Consider the following 18,606-nt stretch of genomic DNA (forward strand, 5'->3'; position numbering starts at 1 on the left):
AGATATGAGCGCACAACAACCAAAGCCGCGCAGGGCGGACGGCAAGAAAGACGATTTTCCCTGGTGGCTGGCGGCGGTGCTTCTGATTGGCGGGACGCTGATCTGGCGGGTGGCCTCGGATGATCTCTATCTCACCATTCTCAGCACGTTGATGCGCGGTGTCCAGCTGACCATCTTCGTGACGCTGATCAGTTTTTTTCTCGCATCACTCCTGGGCCTTGGGCTGGCGCTTGCGGCGGGGTCACGCTGGCTGGTGATCCGTCAGAGCGCGCGGTTCTACATAGAGGTGGTGCGCGGCATTCCGATCATTGTGCTGCTGCTCTACGTCGCCTTTGTCTTGGCCCCGGCGCTGGTGGAGCTGCGCAACTGGATCGGCGCGCATCTGGGGCTGGACCCGATCCGCACCCGCAATTTTCCGCTGTTGTGGCGGGCCATTATTGCGCTGATGATTGCCTATTCCGCCTTCATCTCCGAGGTGTTTCGTGCGGGCCTGCAATCGGTGGATGAGGGCCAGATTGAGGCGGCGAAGGCGCTAGGCCTCAGCCGCTGGCATCGCTTCCGCTTCATTGTGTTTCCACAGGCAATCCGCACCATCTTGCCGCCGCTGGGCAATGACTTTGTCGCACTGGTGAAGGACAGCTCGCTGGTATCGGTGCTGGGCGTTGCGGATGTCACGCAGCTGGGCAAGCTGACGGCGGTGGGCAATTTTCGCTATTTCGAGACCTACAATGTGGTGGCGCTGATCTATCTGACGCTGACAATTGGCTTGTCTCTGCTGCTCAGACGGTTTGAAAAACACCTGCGCCGCCGTGAGGAGCGCCGGTAGCGGTGGTCCCTCGGCGCTGATTGGTGAAATTCTCTTGGCTGCGCCTCTGGACGGCGGGCGAGGGCAGGCATAGCTTCCTCTCAAAGGAGATTTGCCATGACCAATCCGCTGCTGTCCACTTGGGACACGCCGTTTGAAATTGCCCCCTTCGACCAGATAAAGGACAGCGATTTTGCCCCCGCGCTGGAGGAGGCCTTGGCTGCGCATAAGGCGCAGATTGATGCGATTGCCAGCTCAGTTGAGGCGCCGACATTTGCCAATGTGATCGAGGCGCTGGAAACCCCCTGCCGCGAGCTGGAGCAGGTGTTGTCAGTGTTCTACAGTGTGGCTGGGGCCGACAGTAATCCCGAGCGCGAGGCGTTGCAGCGGGCGTTTTCGCCGAAACTGGCGGCGCATTTTTCCGCGATCACCGCGAACAAGGCCCTTTATGCCCGTGTCAAAGCCGTGTGGGATCAGCGGGACACGCTGGATCTGAGCGAGGAGCAACAGCGCGTTCTGATGTTGACCCATCGTGGATTTGTGCGGGGTGGTGCGGCGCTAGAAGGCGCGGATGACACCCGCATGCAGGAGATCAAATCCCGTCTGGCAACGCTTGGGACGGAGTTTACGCAAAACTTGCTGGCGGATGAGCGCGACTGGTTCATGGCGCTGAGCGAAGACGATCTGACCGGTTTGCCGCAGTTTGTCGTCGATGCCGCCCGCGCCGCGGGCAAGGACAAGGGTCTGGATGGCCCGGCGGTGACGTTGTCGCGCTCGCTTATCACGCCGTTTCTGCAGTTCTCGCCCCGCCGCGACCTGCGCAAACGCGCCTTTGAGGCCTGGGCTGCACGCGGAGCCAATGGTGGTGAGAGCGACAATCGTGAGATTGCTGCCGAAATTTTGACCCTCCGCGAAGAACGCGCCAAACTGCTGGGCTATGAAAACTTCGCGGCCTACAAACTGGAAACCGAGATGGCCAAGACCCCGGCTGCGGTGCGCGATTTGCTGATGCAGGTCTGGGAGCCGGCCAAGGGGCAGGCGGAGGCGGATGCCTGGGTGCTGACAAAAATGATGCAGGACGATGGCATCAACGGCGAGTTGGAGCCCTGGGACTGGCGCTACTATGCGGAGAAACGGCGCAAAGCGGAGCATGATCTGGATGAGGCGGAGCTAAAGCCCTATTTCCAGCTGGACCGCATGATCGAGGCTTCGTTTGACTGCGCAACCCGCCTGTTTGGGCTTGAGTTTACCCCCTTGGATGTGCCGCTTTACCACGAAGACTGCCGCGCCTGGGAGGTGACCCGCAATGGCGCGCATGTGGCTGTGTTCATTGGCGATTATTTTGCCCGCTCGTCCAAACGTTCCGGCGCGTGGTGTTCGGCGATGCGCAGTCAGGCGAAGTTCCCGGAGGCGCAGACCCCGATCGTGATCAACGTCTGCAACTTTGCCAAGGGGGAGCCGGCGCTGCTGTCTTATGATGATGCGCGTACGTTGTTCCATGAGTTTGGCCATGCGCTGCATCAGATGCTGTCGGATGTGACCTATGAGAGCATCTCTGGCACCTCGGTGGCGCGCGACTTTGTGGAGCTGCCCTCGCAGCTATATGAACACTGGCTGGATGTGCCGGAGGTTCTGGGCAAATTCGCAACCCATGCCGACACCGGCAAGCCGATGCCGGTCGAGATGCGTGACCGGGTGCTGGCGGCCTCGACCTTTGATATGGGGTTCCAGACGGTGGAATATGTGGCGTCAGCGCTGGTGGATCTGGCGTTTCATGATGGGCCTGCACCGAAGGATCCGATGGCCAAACAGGCTGAGGTTCTGGAAGAGATCGGCATGCCGTCTGCCATTATCATGCGCCACGCAACGCCGCATTTTGCGCATGTGTTCTCGGGCGACGGCTATTCCTCCGGCTACTATAGCTACATGTGGTCCGAAGTGATGGACGCAGACGCCTTTGCCGCCTTTGAGGAGGCGGGCGGCGCCTTTGATCCTGAGCGTGCCCAAGCATTGGAAGCGCATATCCTCTCCACCGGTGGCTCCCGCGATCCGGCTGAGTTGTACACCGCGTTCCGGGGGCGCCTGCCGGGCGTTGATGCGTTGCTGAAAGGACGCGGACTGGCGGCGATATAATCCACGTCGACCGTTGGAATGGAAACCGTTGGAATGAAAGAGGGCAGGCGCCATGCGTCTGCCCTCTTTCATTGGTGAACTGTTTGAGCGTTCGCCCGTGATCCTAGAACAGTTGCAGATCTTTCTGGCCGTTCTCGATTTCGCTGAAGCTGGGCATGTTCTGGATCATGCAGGGCACCGCCTCAGCACATGGCATCGGCACCGTTGGCTTCATTGCGGCCGCCATGCCAAAGCCGGGCTGATCCAACTCGCCGCGAATATCACGCAGCAGGGTTTTGTGATCGGGCATGGATTTGAGGATCTGCGCCAGATCCACCTTCGCGCCTTTCCACCACTGGAACCAGATCGGTTTCTTCAGCGGGCGCAGCCGGTCCCGGATGCCGGGGCCATAGCCCGTATCGTAGACCTGTTTGCCCAGAAGCACGGTCTGATAGACGCGGTAGTCAAACAGGGTCGCGAACTCAATATCATGGGGCATCGGCAGGCGGTGCTGCCAGAGTTCCAGGTTCTCGGCCAGACGATCCGGGATCTTCATCTCGGTGCGGGCGTCGATCCAATACTGGTCGTCGGTGCGGTTGCCCAATCGGTAGTGCAGGCAGATAAACTCCAGCACCTCGTCGTAGAGCTTGTCCATCTGCCGGTTGTATCGGCTGCGCAGGGACGGGGCGATGTCGCGCGTGGGCATATGTTCGGTGAGCCAGCGCACCGCGTGATCAATCATATGGATCGCGGTGCTTTCCAGCGGCTCGATGAAGCCACCGGCCAGACCGATGGCCACACAGTTCTTTACCCAGGCATTGCGCACCCGCCCGATCCGCATTGGAATAATGCGCGGGGTCGCCCCTTTGCCGCTGTCGCCCAGCCATTCAAGGTACTCATCCGCTGCCTGATCATCGGTGCGATGGGCCGAGGAGAACACATAGCCGGTGCCGACTCGGTTATAGAGCGGCACCCGCCAGGTCCAACCGGCCCCAAGGGCGGTGGAGCGGGTGAGGCTTTCGATCTTTTCCGGGTCCGGGTGGTCGATCTGCAGCGCCATCGCGCGGTCATTGGGCAGATAGTCAGAGTAATCCATAAACGGCTCACCTAGCGCCTGATTGATAATCAGCCCGCGGAAACCGGTGCAGTCGATGACCATCTCAACATCGTGGCGACCGCGCTGCTCCAGCATCAGATGGCTGACATTGCCCTGCTCATCCAGTTCAACCGATGTCACCTCATCCTGAATATGTTCCACGCCATGTTTGGTGCAGACCTTGGTGAGCATGCCGGCAAATTTCACCGCGTCCAGATGATAGGCATAGCCAAAGCGTTGCTCAAACTCCGGCTGACCAAGCGGGCGGGCGCCCTTGCACAGGCGGCCCAGATCATCATGGGGGGAGATGGACTGAGTATAGTCCCGATCCCCATTGCCAAAGCGCAGGAAGTATTCGGCAGGCTCCAGCCCCTCCAGCAGCTGACCATGGGCAAAGGGGTTCACGTAGTCGATGCGATTGCCCTTGGCGTCGGTGTTCCAGTTGCAGAACTTTACCCCCAGTTTGAACGAGGCGTTGGTCTCACGGAAAAAGGCGCGCTCTGAAATGCCAGCCTGGCGGAGGGTTTTGGGCATCCGCGGCACGGTGGCCTCGCCCACACCGACGGTGGCGATATTCGGGCTTTCGATCAGGCAGATTTTTGGTCGGTCCTTGGGCGCTGATGTGCGGGAGAGTTCTGTCTCCAGGATCAGCGCCGTCATCCACCCCGCCGTGCCGCCGCCGACGATGGTGATCTTCCTTAAGCGATTGTTCATGTGTTCCGTCCCTGTTTTATAGTTTTTTCAAGGACCGTAGCGCAGCTGTCTGGCGTCTGGCTAGCAACAATTCCGCAAATTGCTGTGTGGGCCCTGTTATCAGGCGCTCCGGGGCGCGATGCGCTGTCGTGCGAAGAGGCGCAGGCTGGGCACATCAGTCTTCAAGTTTTGAAAACTACCGCTCTGCAGCAGGGTCTACCGGGCTGTTGGGGGATTGGGACTGGGCGGCCCGATCGGCAAGGCGCACAGGTTTACCGGTGCAGCCTGTGGCTGCCCGGGATGTCTCTGGATCAATCTATCAGTCGTTGATCTGGGCCTAGGTCTGCAACCAGATGGTTGCGGCATAAAGTGGACGGCGCCGCCACGGAGGGCGGAGGAGGGCGGGTTGATGGCCCGCGTGCGCAAATTCTCTGCACGCCCCCAGAAGTTGGGGCCCGGTTCCTGGTTGGAGTCGGGGTGCCAGACCCGGATCCTGCAATCGCGATTGGGGCCAGTCTGGCACAGCGGTCTGAACCAATCCTGAGCGCGGCGTGCGCTGGGTTTGCTGATCGTTAAGTCCTATCCGCTGAGTATCTGGCCCTAATACCCAAGCCTGCGATCCACCTGATGCAGGAAGACGTCATCAGCCTCACCCCGGCGGATATTCTCGGCAATGACGCGGGCGGCGGTGAGGGGGCGTGTCTCTGCCGCGATATGCGGTGTCACGGTTACATTGGGATGGGTCCAATAGGGATGATCCATCGGCAGTGGCTCAACGCGGAAGACATCAAGCGTTGCATGGCCAATCTGACCCCTGTCGAGCGCGGCCAGAAGGGCGTCATCGTCGATCAGGGGGCCGCGACCAGGGTTGATGATCCGCGCGCCCTTGGGCAGCAGGGCGAGGGTGTCGCGGTTGAGGGTGTTTTCCGTCGCCGGGGTATCAGGCAGCAGCAAAACGACGATTTCTGCCATCGCCAGCGCGTCCCGTAGGCCTGCATCGCCATGGCGGCAGGTGATGCCGTCTATGGATTTCTCAGATCGCGACCAGCCGGTGACCGGAAAGCCCAGTGTCGCCAGCATCTGCGCACAGGCCTGCCCCAGCGCGCCAAGACCCAGAACCGTCACCGGGCGTTCCTCGGCAAGCGGGGGGACCACCGGGGCCCAGCGGTCCTGCGTGTGGATCGTGCGGTCGATATCGAGGTGATAGCGCAGCACATGACCGGTGACCCATTCCACCATGCCTGCGGTCAGACCGGGGTCGACCATCCGACAGAGCGGCATCGTCAGGGTCTGGTTGCCCACGATCTTCTCCACTCCGGCCCAGAGGCTGAGCACCGCCTTGCAGCGGGTATAAGGTGTGAAATCCTGCAGGTCTGAATTGGGGGCATAGACCACGTAATCCACATCAGCCGGGGCGTGATCAAGACGCAGATCGACCTCCAGCCCGGCCTCTGCAAAGGCGGCGCGCAAAGGCGCCTCATAGGTGGCCCAGCGTTCAGGCAGGGCGGCGAACTGGACGTTGATCATATGGCGAACACTCCGGCCATATCGGCAAATCCCTTGATTTCAATCGGGTTGCCCGCGGGATCGTGAAAGAACATCGTGCTTTGCTCACCCGGCTCGCCCGCAAACCGTGTGGTGGGGGCGATGGTGAACTCCAGCCCTGCCTGTTCCAGCCGATCCGCCAGCAGGCGCCAGGCGTCCTGCGGCAGGATCACACCCAGATGGGGCATCGGCACCATGTGATCGCCGACCTTGCCGGTGTTGGCGGTGGCAAAAACCGGCCCGAGATGGAGCGAGATCTGATGACCGAAGAAGTTGAAATCGACCCAGGTCTCTGTGCTGCGCCCCTCCTGACAGCCCAGCAGGCCGCCATAAAAGCCGCGCGCCTGATCAAGGTCATCGACATGATAGGCGAGGTGAAAAATGCTCATCGCTCTGCTCCCTGTAATCTGTGGCCTTAGGGATAGAAGGGGGCGATGAAAAAGGGTAGCTTGTTTTCCTATATTCAAACATAAGAGAAACTATGGATACACGGTTCCTCTCCAGCCTCGTCACCACGATAGAGGAGGGGTCCCTGGCGGCGGCGGCCCGCCGGGAGGGGATCACCGCATCGGCGATTTCGCAACGGATCGCGGCGTTGGAGGCCGATGTCGGTGTGGGGCTTTTGTGCCGCGCCGGGCGCGTCATGCAGCCCACGGCGGAGTGTCGTCGCCTGTTGCCAAAGATGCGAGGGGTTCTGCGGGCTGAGGCAGAGCTGCGAGGGCAGCTGCGCGGGGCCAGCCTCAGCGGCACGCTGCGGCTGGGGGCGGTGTCGACGGCCATGGGGGATTACGCGGGAGTGATCCTTCGGCACCTGAGAGGGGCCGCGCCGGAGGTTGCCTTGCAGCTGGTGCCGGGCACGTCAGAAGGGCTTTATGCTTCGATGCAACAGGGGCAGGTGGATGCCGCACTGCTGATTGAGCCACCGTTTGCGCTCCCCAAAGCCTATGTATTCAAAGAGGTCGCCCGCCAGCCCATTGGCCTGTTGCAGGCAGAAGGGGGCGGTGAGGGGCTATCTGATGGGGCGCTGCCGTTCCTGATCTACAGCCGCGAGGCCTGGGGTGGGGCGCGCTGTTGGCAGGCGCTGACACAGCGGGTTGATACGCTGGACATTCTGGCGGAACTGGATGCGCTGGAGCTGATCGCGCAGATGGTGGCAGAGGGCACCGCACAGGCCGTCGTGCCGCTTTGGGAGGGGCTGCGCAGGCATGCTGGCCTGCGGTTCACCCCGTTTGACGGGGAGGCCCGGCGGTTGGGGGTTCTGCTGCACCAACGCGATGCCGACAGTGCGCTGACACGGGTGCTTCTGGCGGCCTTAACCGGCGCTTAGCGCGGGCGGTGGATATTCGCGCTTTGCACGAGGCCAAAGGCGCCCATCAGAACCAGCATCACCGAGCCACCGTAGGACACCATCGGCAGCGGCACCCCCACCACCGGGGCGAGGCCCATCACCATCGACATGTTCACGGCAAAGAACAGGAAGAAGCTGATCGCAATCCCCAATGTGACCAACGATGCAAAGCGGTCCTTGGTGGCGAGCGCGGTGGCGATGCAGAAGGTGATCACCAGCATATAAATGAACAGCAGGGTAAAACCGCCTATGAAGCCGAATTCCTCGGCCAGGGTGGTGAAGATGAAATCGGTGTGTTTTTCCGGCAGGAAGTTCAGCCGCGACTGGGTGCCCTGCATGAAGCCGCGCCCTGACCAGCCGCCGGAGCCGAGCGCGATCTTTGACTGGGTGATGTGGTAACCCGCCCCAAGTGGATCCTGTGACGGATCCAGGAAGGTGTCGATGCGGCGGAACTGGTAGTCCTTCAGCAGTTGCCAGTCGGTGCCCCGGCTTTTGAACACGGTCGCCACAAGCCCGACCCCGGCCCCGATGACAGCGGCGAAATAGGCCCAGTGGACGCCTGCGAGGAACATCACACCGCCACCGGCCGCCATCAGCAGGATGGAGGTGCCAAGGTCCGGCTGGCGCAGCACCAGAAAGGTGGGCAGCAGGATCAGGATGACCGGCAGGATTACCCATTGCGGACGCGAGCAGCGTTCCGGCGGCAGCCAGTCGTAATAGGCCGCCAGCAGCATCACCAGGGTGATCTTCATCAGCTCAGACGGTTGCAGCCGCATGAAACCGATATCGATCCAGCGCTGCGCGCCCATGCCGACGGTGCCGAAAAACTCCACCGCCACCAGCAGCAGGACTGAGACCAAATAGGCCAGAACAGAAATATTGCGCCAGAACCAGATCGGGATCATGGCGACGACCAGCATTACCGACAGGCCCAGAACGAAGCGTTTGACCTGCGGCTCGACCCAAGGGGAGAAACTGCCCCCCGCCACCGAGTAGAGCATCAGAAAGCCGACGCTGGCGACGCTGGCCAGTAGCAGGACCAAGGGCCAGTTTAGATAGAGGATCTTGCGCAGGCCGGTGGGAACCGATTGTGCGTTATTGGCGAGATAGCTCATGCGGGTCCTCTATGCCTGGTCTCTGCCGCTGTTGCGCTGGAAGCGCTCACGTTCCAGACGCTCCTGCTGCGCTTTGATGCGGCTGCGGTCCTTCTTGGGATAGGCTTCCAACGGTGGTGTGCCATCATAGAGTGCTTGCAGCAGCACGTCGCGCGCGATAGGGGCGGCTGCCTTGGAGCCGCCGCCACCATGTTCCACCACCACCGCCACGGCGAATTTCGGATCGTCAGCCGGTGCATAGGCCACGAACAGCGCATGGTCGCGGCGATCCCAAGGGAGATCCTCGTTGCGGATCACCCCGGCGGCGCGTTCTGCGGCGGTAATATTGCGGACCTGACTGGTGCCGCTTTTGCCGGCCATGCGCATACCGTCGGCGATGATCCGGGAGCGATAGCCGGTGCCGCGCCGCTCATTGCTGACTGAATACATGCCCCGGCGGATGGTGCGCAGGTTGTTTTCATTGACGCCGATTGGTTCCCCCGCGCCGCTGGGCTGTTCTACCCCGTCGATGGATTTCAGCAGGCGCGGCGTGACCGACCGGCCAGTGGCCAGACGCGCGGTCATCACCGCCAGCTGCATCGGCGAGGCCAAGAGATAGCCCTGCCCGATGGAGGAGTTCACGGTGTCGCCGACCAGCCAGTCCTGACCGTAGGTCTTTGACTTCCATTCCTTGTTCGGGGCGATCCCCTTGGCCACGGCGGACATCGGCAGATCATGGCGCACGCCAAGGCCGAAGCGTTTCGCCATGGCGGAAATCTTGTCGATGCCAACCTTGATGGCGAGGTCGTAATAATAGACGTCGCAGGAGCTTTTGAGCGAGGTGTTGAGATCCACATGGCCGTGGCCTGCACGTTTCCAGCAGTGGAAGCGGCGACCCGAGACCTCCAGATGGCCGGGACACCAGACGGTGTCTTCGGTGCCGATCAAGCCTTCCTCCAGCGCGGCGAGGGCGGTGATCATCTTGAAGGTGGATCCCGGCGGATAGGTGCCCTGCACCGATTTATTGGCCAGCGGGCGATAGGGGTCTTCGGTCAGCATCCGGTAATCGGCGACCGAAATACCGCGCACAAACAGATTGGGATCAAAGCTGGGGGAGGAGGCGATGGCGCGCACATCGCCGCTCTCGCAGTCGATCACCACGGCGCTGGCGCTTTCCTTACCCAAACGGGCCTGAGTGTAATATTGCAAATCCGCATCAACGGTCAGCTGCATATCCGCACCGGCCTCACCCTCGCGGCGGTCCAGCTCGCGCATGACCCGTCCGGTGGCGTTGACCTCAACCCGCTTGGCGCCGGCCTTGCCGCGCAAGACGTCCTCACGCTTGGCCTCGAACCCGACCTTGCCGATCTGGAAGCGCGGGATCATCAGCACCGGCTCGGGGTCCTCCATCTTGCTCAGATCATAATCGGAGACCGGACCGACGTAACCGACCACATGGGCAAAGTCCTCCTGCTGGGGATAGACACGGGTCAGGCCAACCTCGGGCGTGATGCCGGGCAGGGCAGGGGCGTTCACGGCAACTTTGGAGATATCGTCCCAACTGATCTGATCGGCCAGGGTGATCGGCAGGAACGGCGGTGAGCGGCGCATCTCGGCCATGGCGCGTTCGATGTCTTCGGGGTCCAGCGTCAGCAGACGCGACAGCTTATCGATGACGTCGCCCACATCGCCTGCGTCCTCCGGCACCACAGTGATCCGGTAGGATTGGGAGTTCTGCGCCAAAATGGTGCCGTTGCGGTCATAGATCTGCCCGCGGGCGGGCGGGATCAGGCGCAGGTTGATCCGGTTTTCCTCCGCCAGCAGGCGGAACTGATCGGCTTGATCGACCTGAAGGTGGCGCATGCGCATCGCAAGACCACCAGCAAAGGCCAGCTGCAACCCGCCCAAAAGCAGGGCGCGGCGGCTGAGTTTGCGATGTGTGGCTTCGACGTCTTTGACGTTGCGTTTCATCAGCGGCTTCCCAGGGCTTCTGCCTCTGCGGGGGAGAGTTTGCGCACCCCTAGCAGGCTTTGGCTGGCCAGCGCGACCAGCGGATAGATCAACAATGTTGCCACCATCTGGATCAGAATCAACCCCAGCGACGGCTGCACCACCCCCAGAACCGCGAGGATCAGCCGGTTGAGCAGGGTCACGGCGGTGATGGTCATGGCCACGGTGACCCATTCCCCGATGAAGGCGGTTTCGCGGTGCGGCTGGACCTGTGACTTCAGAAAGCTGCAGGCGAGAACGACCAGCAGCGCCATCAGCCCCGGTGGCCGTTGAAACAACAGATCCGCCAGCAGGAAGGTCAGCGCAATCATCACGGTCGGCACATAGTCAGGGCGGCGCATCGACCAGGCCATGACCAACGCCAGCAGCAGATCCGGCGGTGCCCAGCGGGAGGGCAGCGTGTCCAGTGGCAGCAGATGAAAGAACATGATCACCAGCGCCAAGGCGGGAAAGGCCGCCCGCATGACCCAGATCCGCGCCGGGGCGTTATTCGCCATTGCCGGCCTCCGCTGCGGCCTCATCGCCCAGACCTTCGGGGCGGGGCTGCGGGATATTGATGCCCGGTGCAGGCACCACCAGCCCGCCGGGGTCCTTGATCACCTCAGAGCCATGGTGGCGCAGCACCCGCAGAAACTCGAGCCGCTCAAAATCCGCCGAGAGACGTACCCGCAGGCGGCCAAACCGGTCTTGCGTGACCTGCCCGATCAGCAGGCCCGCCGGAAACACATTGCCATCGCCCGAGGTCACCACCCGGTCACCGGGGCGCACCAGATCGGGGTTTTCAAGGAAGTCGATCACCGGTGCGGGGCTGTTGTCACCGGCCACCAGCGTGCTCTGCCCTGAAGGCTGGATCAGGGCGGGCACGGCACTGGCCGCATCGGTCAGCAGGATCACCCGCGCGGTGTCCTGCCCGGTGCCGGAGATCCGCCCGACAAGGCCGATGCCATCCATCGCCGCCCAGCCATCGCGCACCCCGTCGCGGGCGCCCACATTCAGGATCACCGACTGGCGAAACGGAGACCCGCTGTCGGCCATCACCACGCCGGTCACATAGGTAAGACGCGGGTCTAGCCGCACATTGTTGAGATCCAGCAGCCGCGCGTTTTCCTGCTCCAGCTGCAACGCGGCCTCTTTCCAGGCGCGCATCTGGCGCAATTCGCTGCGCAATTCCCGGTTCTGTTCGGCAAGTCGCTGATAACTCTGAAAATCGCGGAACAGGTTGATTGCGCCCTCGACCGGGATCATCGCCCAATCCATGCTGGGGACGACGGCGTCAACCACCTGCGCGCGGAACCGTTCAACCCGTGGGCTGTCGATGCGCCAGACCAGAAAAATACCCAGCAGGCACAGGCAGACAACCCCGGTCAGCAGGCGGCGCAGCGGGGCGGTGTAGTCATCGCGCTGGGACCGATCTTTGGCCAAGGTGTTCCTTCCCGGCGCCGGGCGTCCACCATCTTAGCGATGGTTTGACCGCTCAGCTGTCGTAATCAATGGCATGTGCCAGCTGTTTTTCGTATTCCAGTGCCTTACCGGTGCCAAGTGCCACGCAGTTCAGGCTCTCATCGGCGATGGAGACGGCCAGACCGGTCTGTTCCCGCAGAGCCAGATCCAGATCGCCCAGCAGCGCGCCGCCGCCAGTGAGCATAACGCCCCGGTCGACGATATCTGCCGCTAGATCCGGTGGGGTGGTTTCCAGCGCGGTCATCACCGCTTCGCAGATCTGCTGCACCGGTTCGGCCAGCGCCTCGGCGACTTGGGCCTGGCTGACTTCGATCTCTTTCGGCACGCCGTTCAGCAGGTCGCGCCCACGAATTTGCATCGACTGGCCGCGGCCATCATCGGGCATGCGGGCGGTGCCGATGGAGGTTTTCACGCGCTCAGCGGTGGATTCCCCGATCAGAAGGTTCTGCTGGCGCCGCAGATAGGAGATGATCGCCTCATCCATCCGGTCACCACCAACGCGAACGGAGCGGGCATAGACGATGTCACCCAGCGACAGGACCGCAACCTCGGTCGTGCCGCCACCGATATCCACAACCATGTTGCCAGTGGGATCGGTGATCGGCATGCCGGCACCAATGGCTGCGGCGATGGGCTCTGCAATCAGGCCAGCACGGCGCGCTCCCGCGGACAAAACCGACTGGCGGATCGCGCGTTTTTCCACCGGGGTGGCCCCATGCGGGACGCAGACGATGATCTTGGGCTTGGAGAAGGTGGAGCGTTTATGGACCTTGCGGATGAAGTGTTTGATCATCTCTTCGGCAGTATCAAAATCCGCAATCACCCCTTCGCGCATCGGGCGGATCGCCTCGATCGAGCCGGGGGTCCGGCCCAGCATCAGCTTGGCGTCTTCGCCAACCGCCAGCACTTTCTTGACGCCATCTTTCACGTGATAGGCCACAACCGACGGCTCTGACAGGATGACACCGCGACCTTTGACATAGACAAGCGTGTTCGCCGTGCCGAGGTCAATTGCCATATCAGACGTGAACAACCCGCCAAGACTTCCGAAGATCGACATATATTAAGACCCTGTAAAACTGCCACCTGTCCCGCGACTCTGCTGAGAGCGGGCTTTATGTCTTATAAGCAGCGCTGAGAGGTGGCGAAAGGGCGGATTCGGACCAAAAGGCGCCTTTTCGCCACCACCGCAAGGGTGCCCCTTGGGAAAGGTCGAGTCAGGATCCCACCGGCAGGGGGACTGCGTCGCTTCTCTTGTTTGGACGGGCTTGATAAACTTCTTCATAACGGGCGTGTGATCGACGGAGGGAACGGCGATGAAGCGGCGGAATTTCTTACTGGCTGGTGGGGCTGTCGGCATGGCAAATCTGATCACGGGACCAAACGCAATTGCCGGGTCGGGATTTTTTGTTCCACCGGAGGAGGCGCCACACCAGCGCAGCTTCATGCAATGGCCGGTCAGCCGGAAGGTCCATCCCGATCCCGTGTTCCTCGACGTGGCACAGCAGACGATTGCAGATATCGCAAATGCGATTGCGGCTTTTGAACCTGTCACAGTGCTTGCGGCGGCAGCGGATCATGCCCGGGCGCGCGCCAAGTTGTCTGCGGATGTGGAGCTGTGGGATATCCCGACCGAGGATCTGTGGTGCCGCGATTCCGGGCCTATTTTTGTCGTTGATGGCGCAGGCCGCATGGCGATCAGCCATATCCAATTCAATGGCTGGGGTGAAAAGCAGGTCAACCGGCGGGACAGCCAGGTCGCAGAACGGGTGGCTGAGCGTTTGGGGCTGCCGCTGTTGCCAACTGGTTTGCGGGGCGAGGCAGGCGGCGTAGAACAGGATGGGCACGGGCTGCTGATGGCGCATGAAAGCAGCTGGGTGAATAAGAACCGCAATCCCGGCCTGTCGCGCGCCCAGATAGAACAGCGATTGCTGGACGCGTATGGTGCCGATCGGATGATCTGGGGGAAGGGGGTCCGGGGCGAGGACATCACCGACTATCATATTGATAGCCTCGCACGGTACACCGGGCCGGGGCGTGTTCTTATGAACCTGCCTGATACCCCTGATCGGGCCGATCCGTTCCATATGGCCGCGTTGGATACGCATGACCGGTTGATAGCGGCGGGACTGGCGGTGGAGGTTATCCCCGAACCACATATCCGCCGGGTCAACAGCTACGACTTTGTCGCCTCCTACGCCAATTTCTACGTCTGTAACGGCGCGGTGATTGCGGCGGAATTCGGGGATCGCGACACCGATGAGATCGCGCGGGAGGCGCTGGCGCGGCATTATCCGGGACGGGAGATTGTCACGCTGGACGTGGACCCGCTGGGCGAATTGGGCGGCGGCATTCACTGTGCAACACAGCAGATGCCAGCGGTCTGAGCCGTCGGATCCAACGCACTCCGCTGTGGCAAGGGGCTTTTGTCCGGGGCGGTTTGGCGCTAGAGGGCAGGGATGCTGTCATATCAACATATCTACCACGCCGGAAATCTGGCCGATGTTCAAAAACATGCGCTGCTGGCGCGAATGCTGGCCTATCTGACCCAGAAGGACAAACCGCTCAGCTATATGGAGACCCACGCAGGGCGTGGCCTCTATCAGCTGGACGCCGCAGAGGCGGTAAAAACCGGAGAGGCCGCGGCAGGGATCAACCGCCTGCTGGACGGGGCAATGCTGGATGTGGACCACCCGCTGGCAGAGGCCATCACCCGAACCCGCAGCGCCGCTGGCGGGAACGCCTATCCCGGCTCACCCCTGATTGCAGCGCATCTCCTGCGGGCAGAGGACAGTCTGCATTTCGCAGAGCTGCACCCACGGGAGAACGCGGCTCTGCGGGAGGCGCTTTGGCCGCATGGGCTGGGACGGCGCGTTCATGTGCATCAGCAGGATGGGTTCGAGCTGGCGCAATCACTGGCGCCGCCAACCCCGCGCCGTGGGCTGATGCTGATTGACCCGAGCTATGAGGTGAAACGCGACTATGCACAGATCCCCGGCCATATCGCCAAGCTGCACCGTAAATGGAACGTCGGGGTGATTGCGCTGTGGTACCCGATCCTGACCGATGGGACCCATAAGCCGATGCTGACCGCACTAGCGGCCCAGAACCTGCCGGGTGCGCTGCGCCACGAGGTGCGGTTTCCGCCCGCCCGCGAGGGCCACCGTATGGTCGGCTCCGGCATGTTCATCGTGAATGCCCCCTACGGCACCGCGGATGAGGCACAGCGGCTGACAAGGCTGTTTGCAAAGCTGGGGTGAGTGTATCTAGGCGGTCTCCGCGTCGCGCGTTTGCCAGTCATTGATCCAGTCCCACCCGCCGAGCGCCTCGATCAGCGGCGCGAGTTCGCGTTCGTAGGGGCGCCATTTGTCCAAGCCGGAGCGATTAAGCCCCTTTGGAATTTGATTGATCGATGCGGTTTGGATCAGTCTTTCGCCATCCTCCGGGAACAGGCAGGCGGGATCCCAATCCAAATCAAGATGAGTGAGAATTGCTCTCAACTGCTTTTCAGGTTGGTCCACCAGTTTGCGATATGATTGAAACCTTATACGCCCGGGCAGCTTTTGTGCGTAGTCATCGACAGAGGTGTAGGCACAGCGAATTCGATGACCGATCCATTCCTGACGTTTGGAATAGCTGTGGCCTCCGCTGAAGTTGTTAGACAACAGTGACAGGCCCACGTCGAGCGGATGTCGCATCATAAAAATAAACCGTGACTCCGGCAGGATGAGATGCGCAAATCCAAATTCGAAGTGGTTTTGAGGCAACTTGTCGATGCAGACTTTCGCGCAGTTATCGTAGTTGGCGGGAAAGTGGTCGAGATAACAGCGCCTGCCAGCGTGCGCCAGTTCCTGACTGACCTCGTCGCACCATCGCCATTTGTCGATCGGAATCTCAGGTTGCTGCACAGGCTGTGTGACGGCATTCATGCTCCTGAGCAGGCCTTTGCTTTCACCGATGGTGGTGGCCCGTGGATGCTGGATCAGCATGTTTTCAAGCAATGTTGTGCCTGAGCGCGGCAACCCTGTCAGGAAGACTGGCACGGGGTATTGATCCGTCTGCTGAACAGACAGAAGATTTTTGGGTAGGTACCGCGAAATCTGGTCTGAGATTTCCTGCTCTTCGATCTCTGGAACATAGGTGCCGTTCAGCCAGCTCTTGCTTTGTTCGAAATAGCCGATGGCTTCCTTAGGAGAACCGGCTTTGGCTGCGATCCGACCAAGGGTATTGTTCGCAGTGGCCTTCTCTGCTTCGGTCAGAAGCGGAGTCTCCAACAGAGATCTGAGGTGGCGTGCATAAGGGCTTTCAGCGCCGAAGGGCGCGGCAAGGTGAAGCGTTGCAAGTGCGGTGACAGAGTCGGGGTCCATCGCAAGGTAGCTGCGAAGGGCTTCAGCTGCGCGTTCTTTGCTGCCAATCTGGAGATGCCTCGCGCCCAGTTTTCCAAGAGCGGCCTTGTTATCCGGCCAGGTGCTTACGATAGCTTCCAAAACTTGAATGCCAGTTGTCGGCTGATCCAGGCCAAAATAACAATCCGCGACAAGATCCAGTACTTCCGGGTCCGGAGCCTCCTCTGACACGAGTGGGCGCAACGCGATAAGAGCGTTATGATAGTCTTTTCGGTCCAGGAGTGGCTGTATGACTGTGCGAACAGAAGGTGCAGCGAAATTCGGTGTGGACTGCATTGCTCCGCCGTGCTTTTGGAAAAGATCACCTGCAGTCTACCTGAACGTGCTTAACGATAGATGAGCCCCCGCTGCACTGCTGCAGCGGGGGCGAGAATAATACAGAGGTAGGTGCTGACTTAGGTGATATCCTTGTAGGAAATCTCACGCGTGTCGGCGCCTGCGCCCATCTTGTCGCGGCGGATGATCAGACGGTTCAGTGCGCCGATATAGGCTGCGGCAGAGGCGACAACCGTGTCGGTGTTGGCGCTTTCGCCGGTGGCGATCACGCCGTTTTCTTCCAGCCGGACAGAGACCGTGGCCTGCGCATCGGTGCCTTCGGTCACCGCATGGACCTGATAGAGCTGCAGATGCGCCGAGTTTGGATGGATTTTGCGGATCGCCCTGAAGGCCGCATCAACCGGGCCGTCGCCTTCTGCGGTCTCTGATACATCCTTGCCCTCGACTTCCATCTCAAGGGTTGCCTCAGCCGGGCCGCCGGTGCCGCAGACCACCTTCATGGAGACCAGTTTGAGGTGATCATCCTCATCGCCGCTGGTGCGCATCAGGGCGATGATGTCGTCGTCGAACACCTCTTTCTTGCGGTCGGCGAGTTCCTTGAAGCGAACAAAGAGATCCTTCAGCTGGTTGTCGCCCACCTCAAAGCCGAGCTGGCTCAGCTTGTCGCGCAAGGCTGCACGGCCGGAGTGTTTGCCCAAGGGCAGCGAGGTGCCGGCAATGCCCACATCCTCGGGCCGCATGATCTCAAAGGTTTCCTTGTTCTTCAGCATGCCATCCTGATGGATGCCGCTTTCATGGGCAAAGGCGTTTTTGCCAACAATCGCCTTGTTCGGCTGCACGACAAAGCCGGAAACCGTGGAGACCCGGCGGGATATATGCATGATCTTCTGGGTGTCGATGCCAGTGGTGAAGGGCATAATGTCGTTGCGCACCTTCAGCGCCATGACGACCTCCTCCAGCGCGGTATTGCCAGCGCGTTCGCCCAGGCCATTGATGGTGCATTCGATCTGCCGCGCCCCGCCCGCTACCGCCGCCAGCGAGTTGGCCGTCGCCATGCCAAGGTCGTTGTGACAATGGGTGGCAAAGATCACGTCATCGGCACCCGGTACGGTTTCGATCAGGCGCTTGATCAGATCGGCGCTTTCGACCGGGGCGGTATAGCCCACGGTATCGGGGATATTGATGGTGGTGGCGCCTGCCTTGATCGCAATCTCGATCACCCGGCAGAGGTAATCCCATTCGGTGCGCGTCGCATCCATCGGCGACCACTGCACATTGTCCACCAGGTTGCGGGCATGGGTGACCGTCTCGTGGATCTTCTCGGCCATCTCATCCTTGGTGAGGTTGGGAATGGCGCGGTGCAGCGGCGAGGTGCCGATAAAGGTGTGGATGCGCGGCTGGGCGGCGCGTTTCACCGCCTCGGCGCAGCGGTCGATATCTTTGAAATTGGCGCGCGCCAAGCCGCAGATCCGGGAGTTTTTGGAGCGTTCTGCAATCTCGCTCACCGCTTTGAAGTCACCTTCGGAGGCAATGGGGAAGCCCGCTTCGATAATATCCACGCCCATATCGTCAAGCAGCTCGGCAATCTCAAGCTTTTCGTCATGGGTCATGGTTGCGCCGGGGCTCTGCTCGCCATCGCGCAGGGTGGTGTCGAAGATCAAAACGCGATCTTTGTCAGCTGCAGTCGTCATGTCGGTATCTTTCTTGTCTGTCCTAAAATCCAATCCTTGTGGCGCGCATGCCTTCCCCTCTGAGCGGGC

Annotated in this window: 15 protein-coding genes; 5 read left to right on the top strand and 10 right to left on the bottom strand. The window is 61.2% G+C overall.

The annotated features are described in order from the left end of the window. Window positions 1–4 precede the first annotated feature (4 nt). Together OO25_RS08705 and OO25_RS08710 are read left to right on the top strand one after the other, a co-directional pair. Window positions 5–826: an amino acid ABC transporter permease gene (locus tag OO25_RS08705; RefSeq protein ID WP_040173395.1), complete on the top strand. Its 822-nt coding sequence runs from the start codon at window positions 5–7 to the stop codon at window positions 824–826. 96 nt (window positions 827–922) lie between these two features. After that, on the top strand, window positions 923–2,938 hold the full coding sequence (locus OO25_RS08710; protein WP_040179681.1) for a M3 family metallopeptidase: 2,016 nt from the start codon (window positions 923–925) through the stop codon (window positions 2,936–2,938). A gap of 103 nt (window positions 2,939–3,041) precedes the next feature. On the opposite strand, the gene OO25_RS08715 is transcribed toward OO25_RS08710, so the two are convergent. The 3 genes from OO25_RS08715 to OO25_RS08725 form a co-directional block, all read right to left on the bottom strand. After that, a complete protein-coding gene (locus OO25_RS08715) occupies window positions 3,042–4,727 on the bottom strand; it encodes a tryptophan halogenase family protein (protein ID WP_040179683.1) in 1,686 nt (561 codons plus the stop codon). Between the two features lie 579 nt (window positions 4,728–5,306). After that, complete coding sequence (locus tag OO25_RS08720) at window positions 5,307–6,233, bottom strand: glyoxylate/hydroxypyruvate reductase A (RefSeq protein ID WP_040179684.1); 927 nt, start codon at window positions 6,231–6,233, stop codon at window positions 5,307–5,309. Next, window positions 6,230–6,640, bottom strand: coding sequence for a VOC family protein (locus tag OO25_RS08725; RefSeq protein ID WP_040179686.1), 411 nt, complete (start codon window positions 6,638–6,640; stop codon window positions 6,230–6,232). Before OO25_RS08725 ends, OO25_RS08720 begins: the two co-directional genes overlap by 4 nt. Window positions 6,641–6,732: 92 nt before the next feature. Between OO25_RS08725 and OO25_RS08730 the strand changes: the two genes are divergently transcribed. After that, window positions 6,733–7,578 carry a LysR substrate-binding domain-containing protein gene (locus OO25_RS08730; RefSeq protein WP_040179688.1) on the top strand — a complete coding sequence of 282 codons (846 nt, stop codon included), beginning with the start codon at window positions 6,733–6,735 and terminating at the stop codon, window positions 7,576–7,578. Here OO25_RS08730 and rodA read toward each other — a convergent pair. From rodA to OO25_RS08755, 5 genes are read right to left on the bottom strand one after another with little or no spacing between them, the layout of a single operon-like run. Continuing rightward, entirely contained in the window at window positions 7,575–8,714 is a 1,140-nt protein-coding gene (gene rodA / locus OO25_RS08735; protein ID WP_014880865.1) for a rod shape-determining protein RodA, read from the bottom strand. The genes OO25_RS08730 and rodA overlap by 4 nt on opposite strands. A gap of 9 nt (window positions 8,715–8,723) precedes the next feature. Then, window positions 8,724–10,664: a penicillin-binding protein 2 gene (gene mrdA, locus OO25_RS08740; protein ID WP_040179689.1), complete on the bottom strand. Its 1,941-nt coding sequence runs from the start codon at window positions 10,662–10,664 to the stop codon at window positions 8,724–8,726. Further along, window positions 10,664–11,200, bottom strand: coding sequence for a rod shape-determining protein MreD (gene mreD, locus OO25_RS08745; RefSeq protein ID WP_040179690.1), 537 nt, complete (start codon window positions 11,198–11,200; stop codon window positions 10,664–10,666). The genes mrdA and mreD overlap by 1 nt, the downstream gene beginning before the upstream one ends. Continuing rightward, window positions 11,190–12,125, bottom strand: a complete 936-nt coding sequence (gene mreC / locus OO25_RS08750; RefSeq protein ID WP_040173413.1) for a rod shape-determining protein MreC — start codon at window positions 12,123–12,125, stop codon at window positions 11,190–11,192. The genes mreD and mreC overlap by 11 nt, the downstream gene beginning before the upstream one ends. A 52-nt stretch (window positions 12,126–12,177) precedes the next feature. Then, complete coding sequence (locus tag OO25_RS08755) at window positions 12,178–13,224, bottom strand: rod shape-determining protein (protein WP_024096270.1); 1,047 nt, start codon at window positions 13,222–13,224, stop codon at window positions 12,178–12,180. Window positions 13,225–13,480: 256 nt separating this feature from the next. On the opposite strand from OO25_RS08755, the gene OO25_RS08760 reads away from it, so the two are divergent. Together OO25_RS08760 and OO25_RS08765 are read left to right on the top strand one after the other, a co-directional pair. Then, entirely contained in the window at window positions 13,481–14,551 is a 1,071-nt protein-coding gene (locus tag OO25_RS08760; RefSeq protein ID WP_040179692.1) for an agmatine/peptidylarginine deiminase, read from the top strand. 72 nt (window positions 14,552–14,623) lie between these two features. After that, a complete protein-coding gene (locus OO25_RS08765; protein WP_040173422.1) occupies window positions 14,624–15,424 on the top strand; it encodes a 23S rRNA (adenine(2030)-N(6))-methyltransferase RlmJ in 801 nt (266 codons plus the stop codon). Between the two features lie 6 nt (window positions 15,425–15,430). Here OO25_RS08765 and OO25_RS08770 read toward each other — a convergent pair whose 3' ends face one another. Next, the gene (locus tag OO25_RS08770) at window positions 15,431–16,846 is read right to left on the bottom strand and encodes a sulfotransferase (protein ID WP_082035303.1); all 1,416 of its coding nucleotides are present in this window, start codon (window positions 16,844–16,846) and stop codon (window positions 15,431–15,433) included. Window positions 16,847–16,965: 119 nt separating this feature from the next. After that, a complete protein-coding gene (locus OO25_RS08775; RefSeq protein WP_040173428.1) occupies window positions 16,966–18,537 on the bottom strand; it encodes a 2-isopropylmalate synthase in 1,572 nt (523 codons plus the stop codon). Between the last annotated feature and the right edge of the window lie 69 nt (window positions 18,538–18,606).

It is taken from the genome of Phaeobacter sp. S60 (assembly GCF_000826845.1).
Taxonomy (GTDB): Bacteria; Pseudomonadota; Alphaproteobacteria; order Rhodobacterales; family Rhodobacteraceae; genus Phaeobacter; species Phaeobacter piscinae.

Excerpts from the sequence above, each read along its gene's own strand:
- OO25_RS08705 (WP_040173395.1), top strand. The coding sequence starts at position 5 with ATGAGCGCACAACAACCAAAGCCGCGCAGGGCGGACGGCAAGAAAGAC.
- OO25_RS08710 (WP_040179681.1), top strand. The coding sequence starts at position 923 with ATGACCAATCCGCTGCTGTCCACTTGGGACACGCCGTTTGAAATTGCC.
- OO25_RS08715 (WP_040179683.1), bottom strand. The coding sequence starts at position 4,727 with ATGAACAATCGCTTAAGGAAGATCACCATCGTCGGCGGCGGCACGGCG.
- OO25_RS08720 (WP_040179684.1), bottom strand. The coding sequence starts at position 6,233 with ATGATCAACGTCCAGTTCGCCGCCCTGCCTGAACGCTGGGCCACCTAT.
- OO25_RS08725 (WP_040179686.1), bottom strand. The coding sequence starts at position 6,640 with ATGAGCATTTTTCACCTCGCCTATCATGTCGATGACCTTGATCAGGCG.
- OO25_RS08730 (WP_040179688.1), top strand. The coding sequence starts at position 6,733 with ATGGATACACGGTTCCTCTCCAGCCTCGTCACCACGATAGAGGAGGGG.
- rodA (WP_014880865.1), bottom strand. The coding sequence starts at position 8,714 with ATGAGCTATCTCGCCAATAACGCACAATCGGTTCCCACCGGCCTGCGC.
- mrdA (WP_040179689.1), bottom strand. The coding sequence starts at position 10,664 with ATGAAACGCAACGTCAAAGACGTCGAAGCCACACATCGCAAACTCAGC.
- mreD (WP_040179690.1), bottom strand. The coding sequence starts at position 11,200 with ATGGCGAATAACGCCCCGGCGCGGATCTGGGTCATGCGGGCGGCCTTT.
- OO25_RS08755 (WP_024096270.1), bottom strand. The coding sequence starts at position 13,224 with ATGTCGATCTTCGGAAGTCTTGGCGGGTTGTTCACGTCTGATATGGCA.
- OO25_RS08760 (WP_040179692.1), top strand. The coding sequence starts at position 13,481 with ATGAAGCGGCGGAATTTCTTACTGGCTGGTGGGGCTGTCGGCATGGCA.
- OO25_RS08765 (WP_040173422.1), top strand. The coding sequence starts at position 14,624 with ATGCTGTCATATCAACATATCTACCACGCCGGAAATCTGGCCGATGTT.
- OO25_RS08770 (WP_082035303.1), bottom strand. The coding sequence starts at position 16,846 with ATGCAGTCCACACCGAATTTCGCTGCACCTTCTGTTCGCACAGTCATA.
- OO25_RS08775 (WP_040173428.1), bottom strand. The coding sequence starts at position 18,537 with ATGACGACTGCAGCTGACAAAGATCGCGTTTTGATCTTCGACACCACC.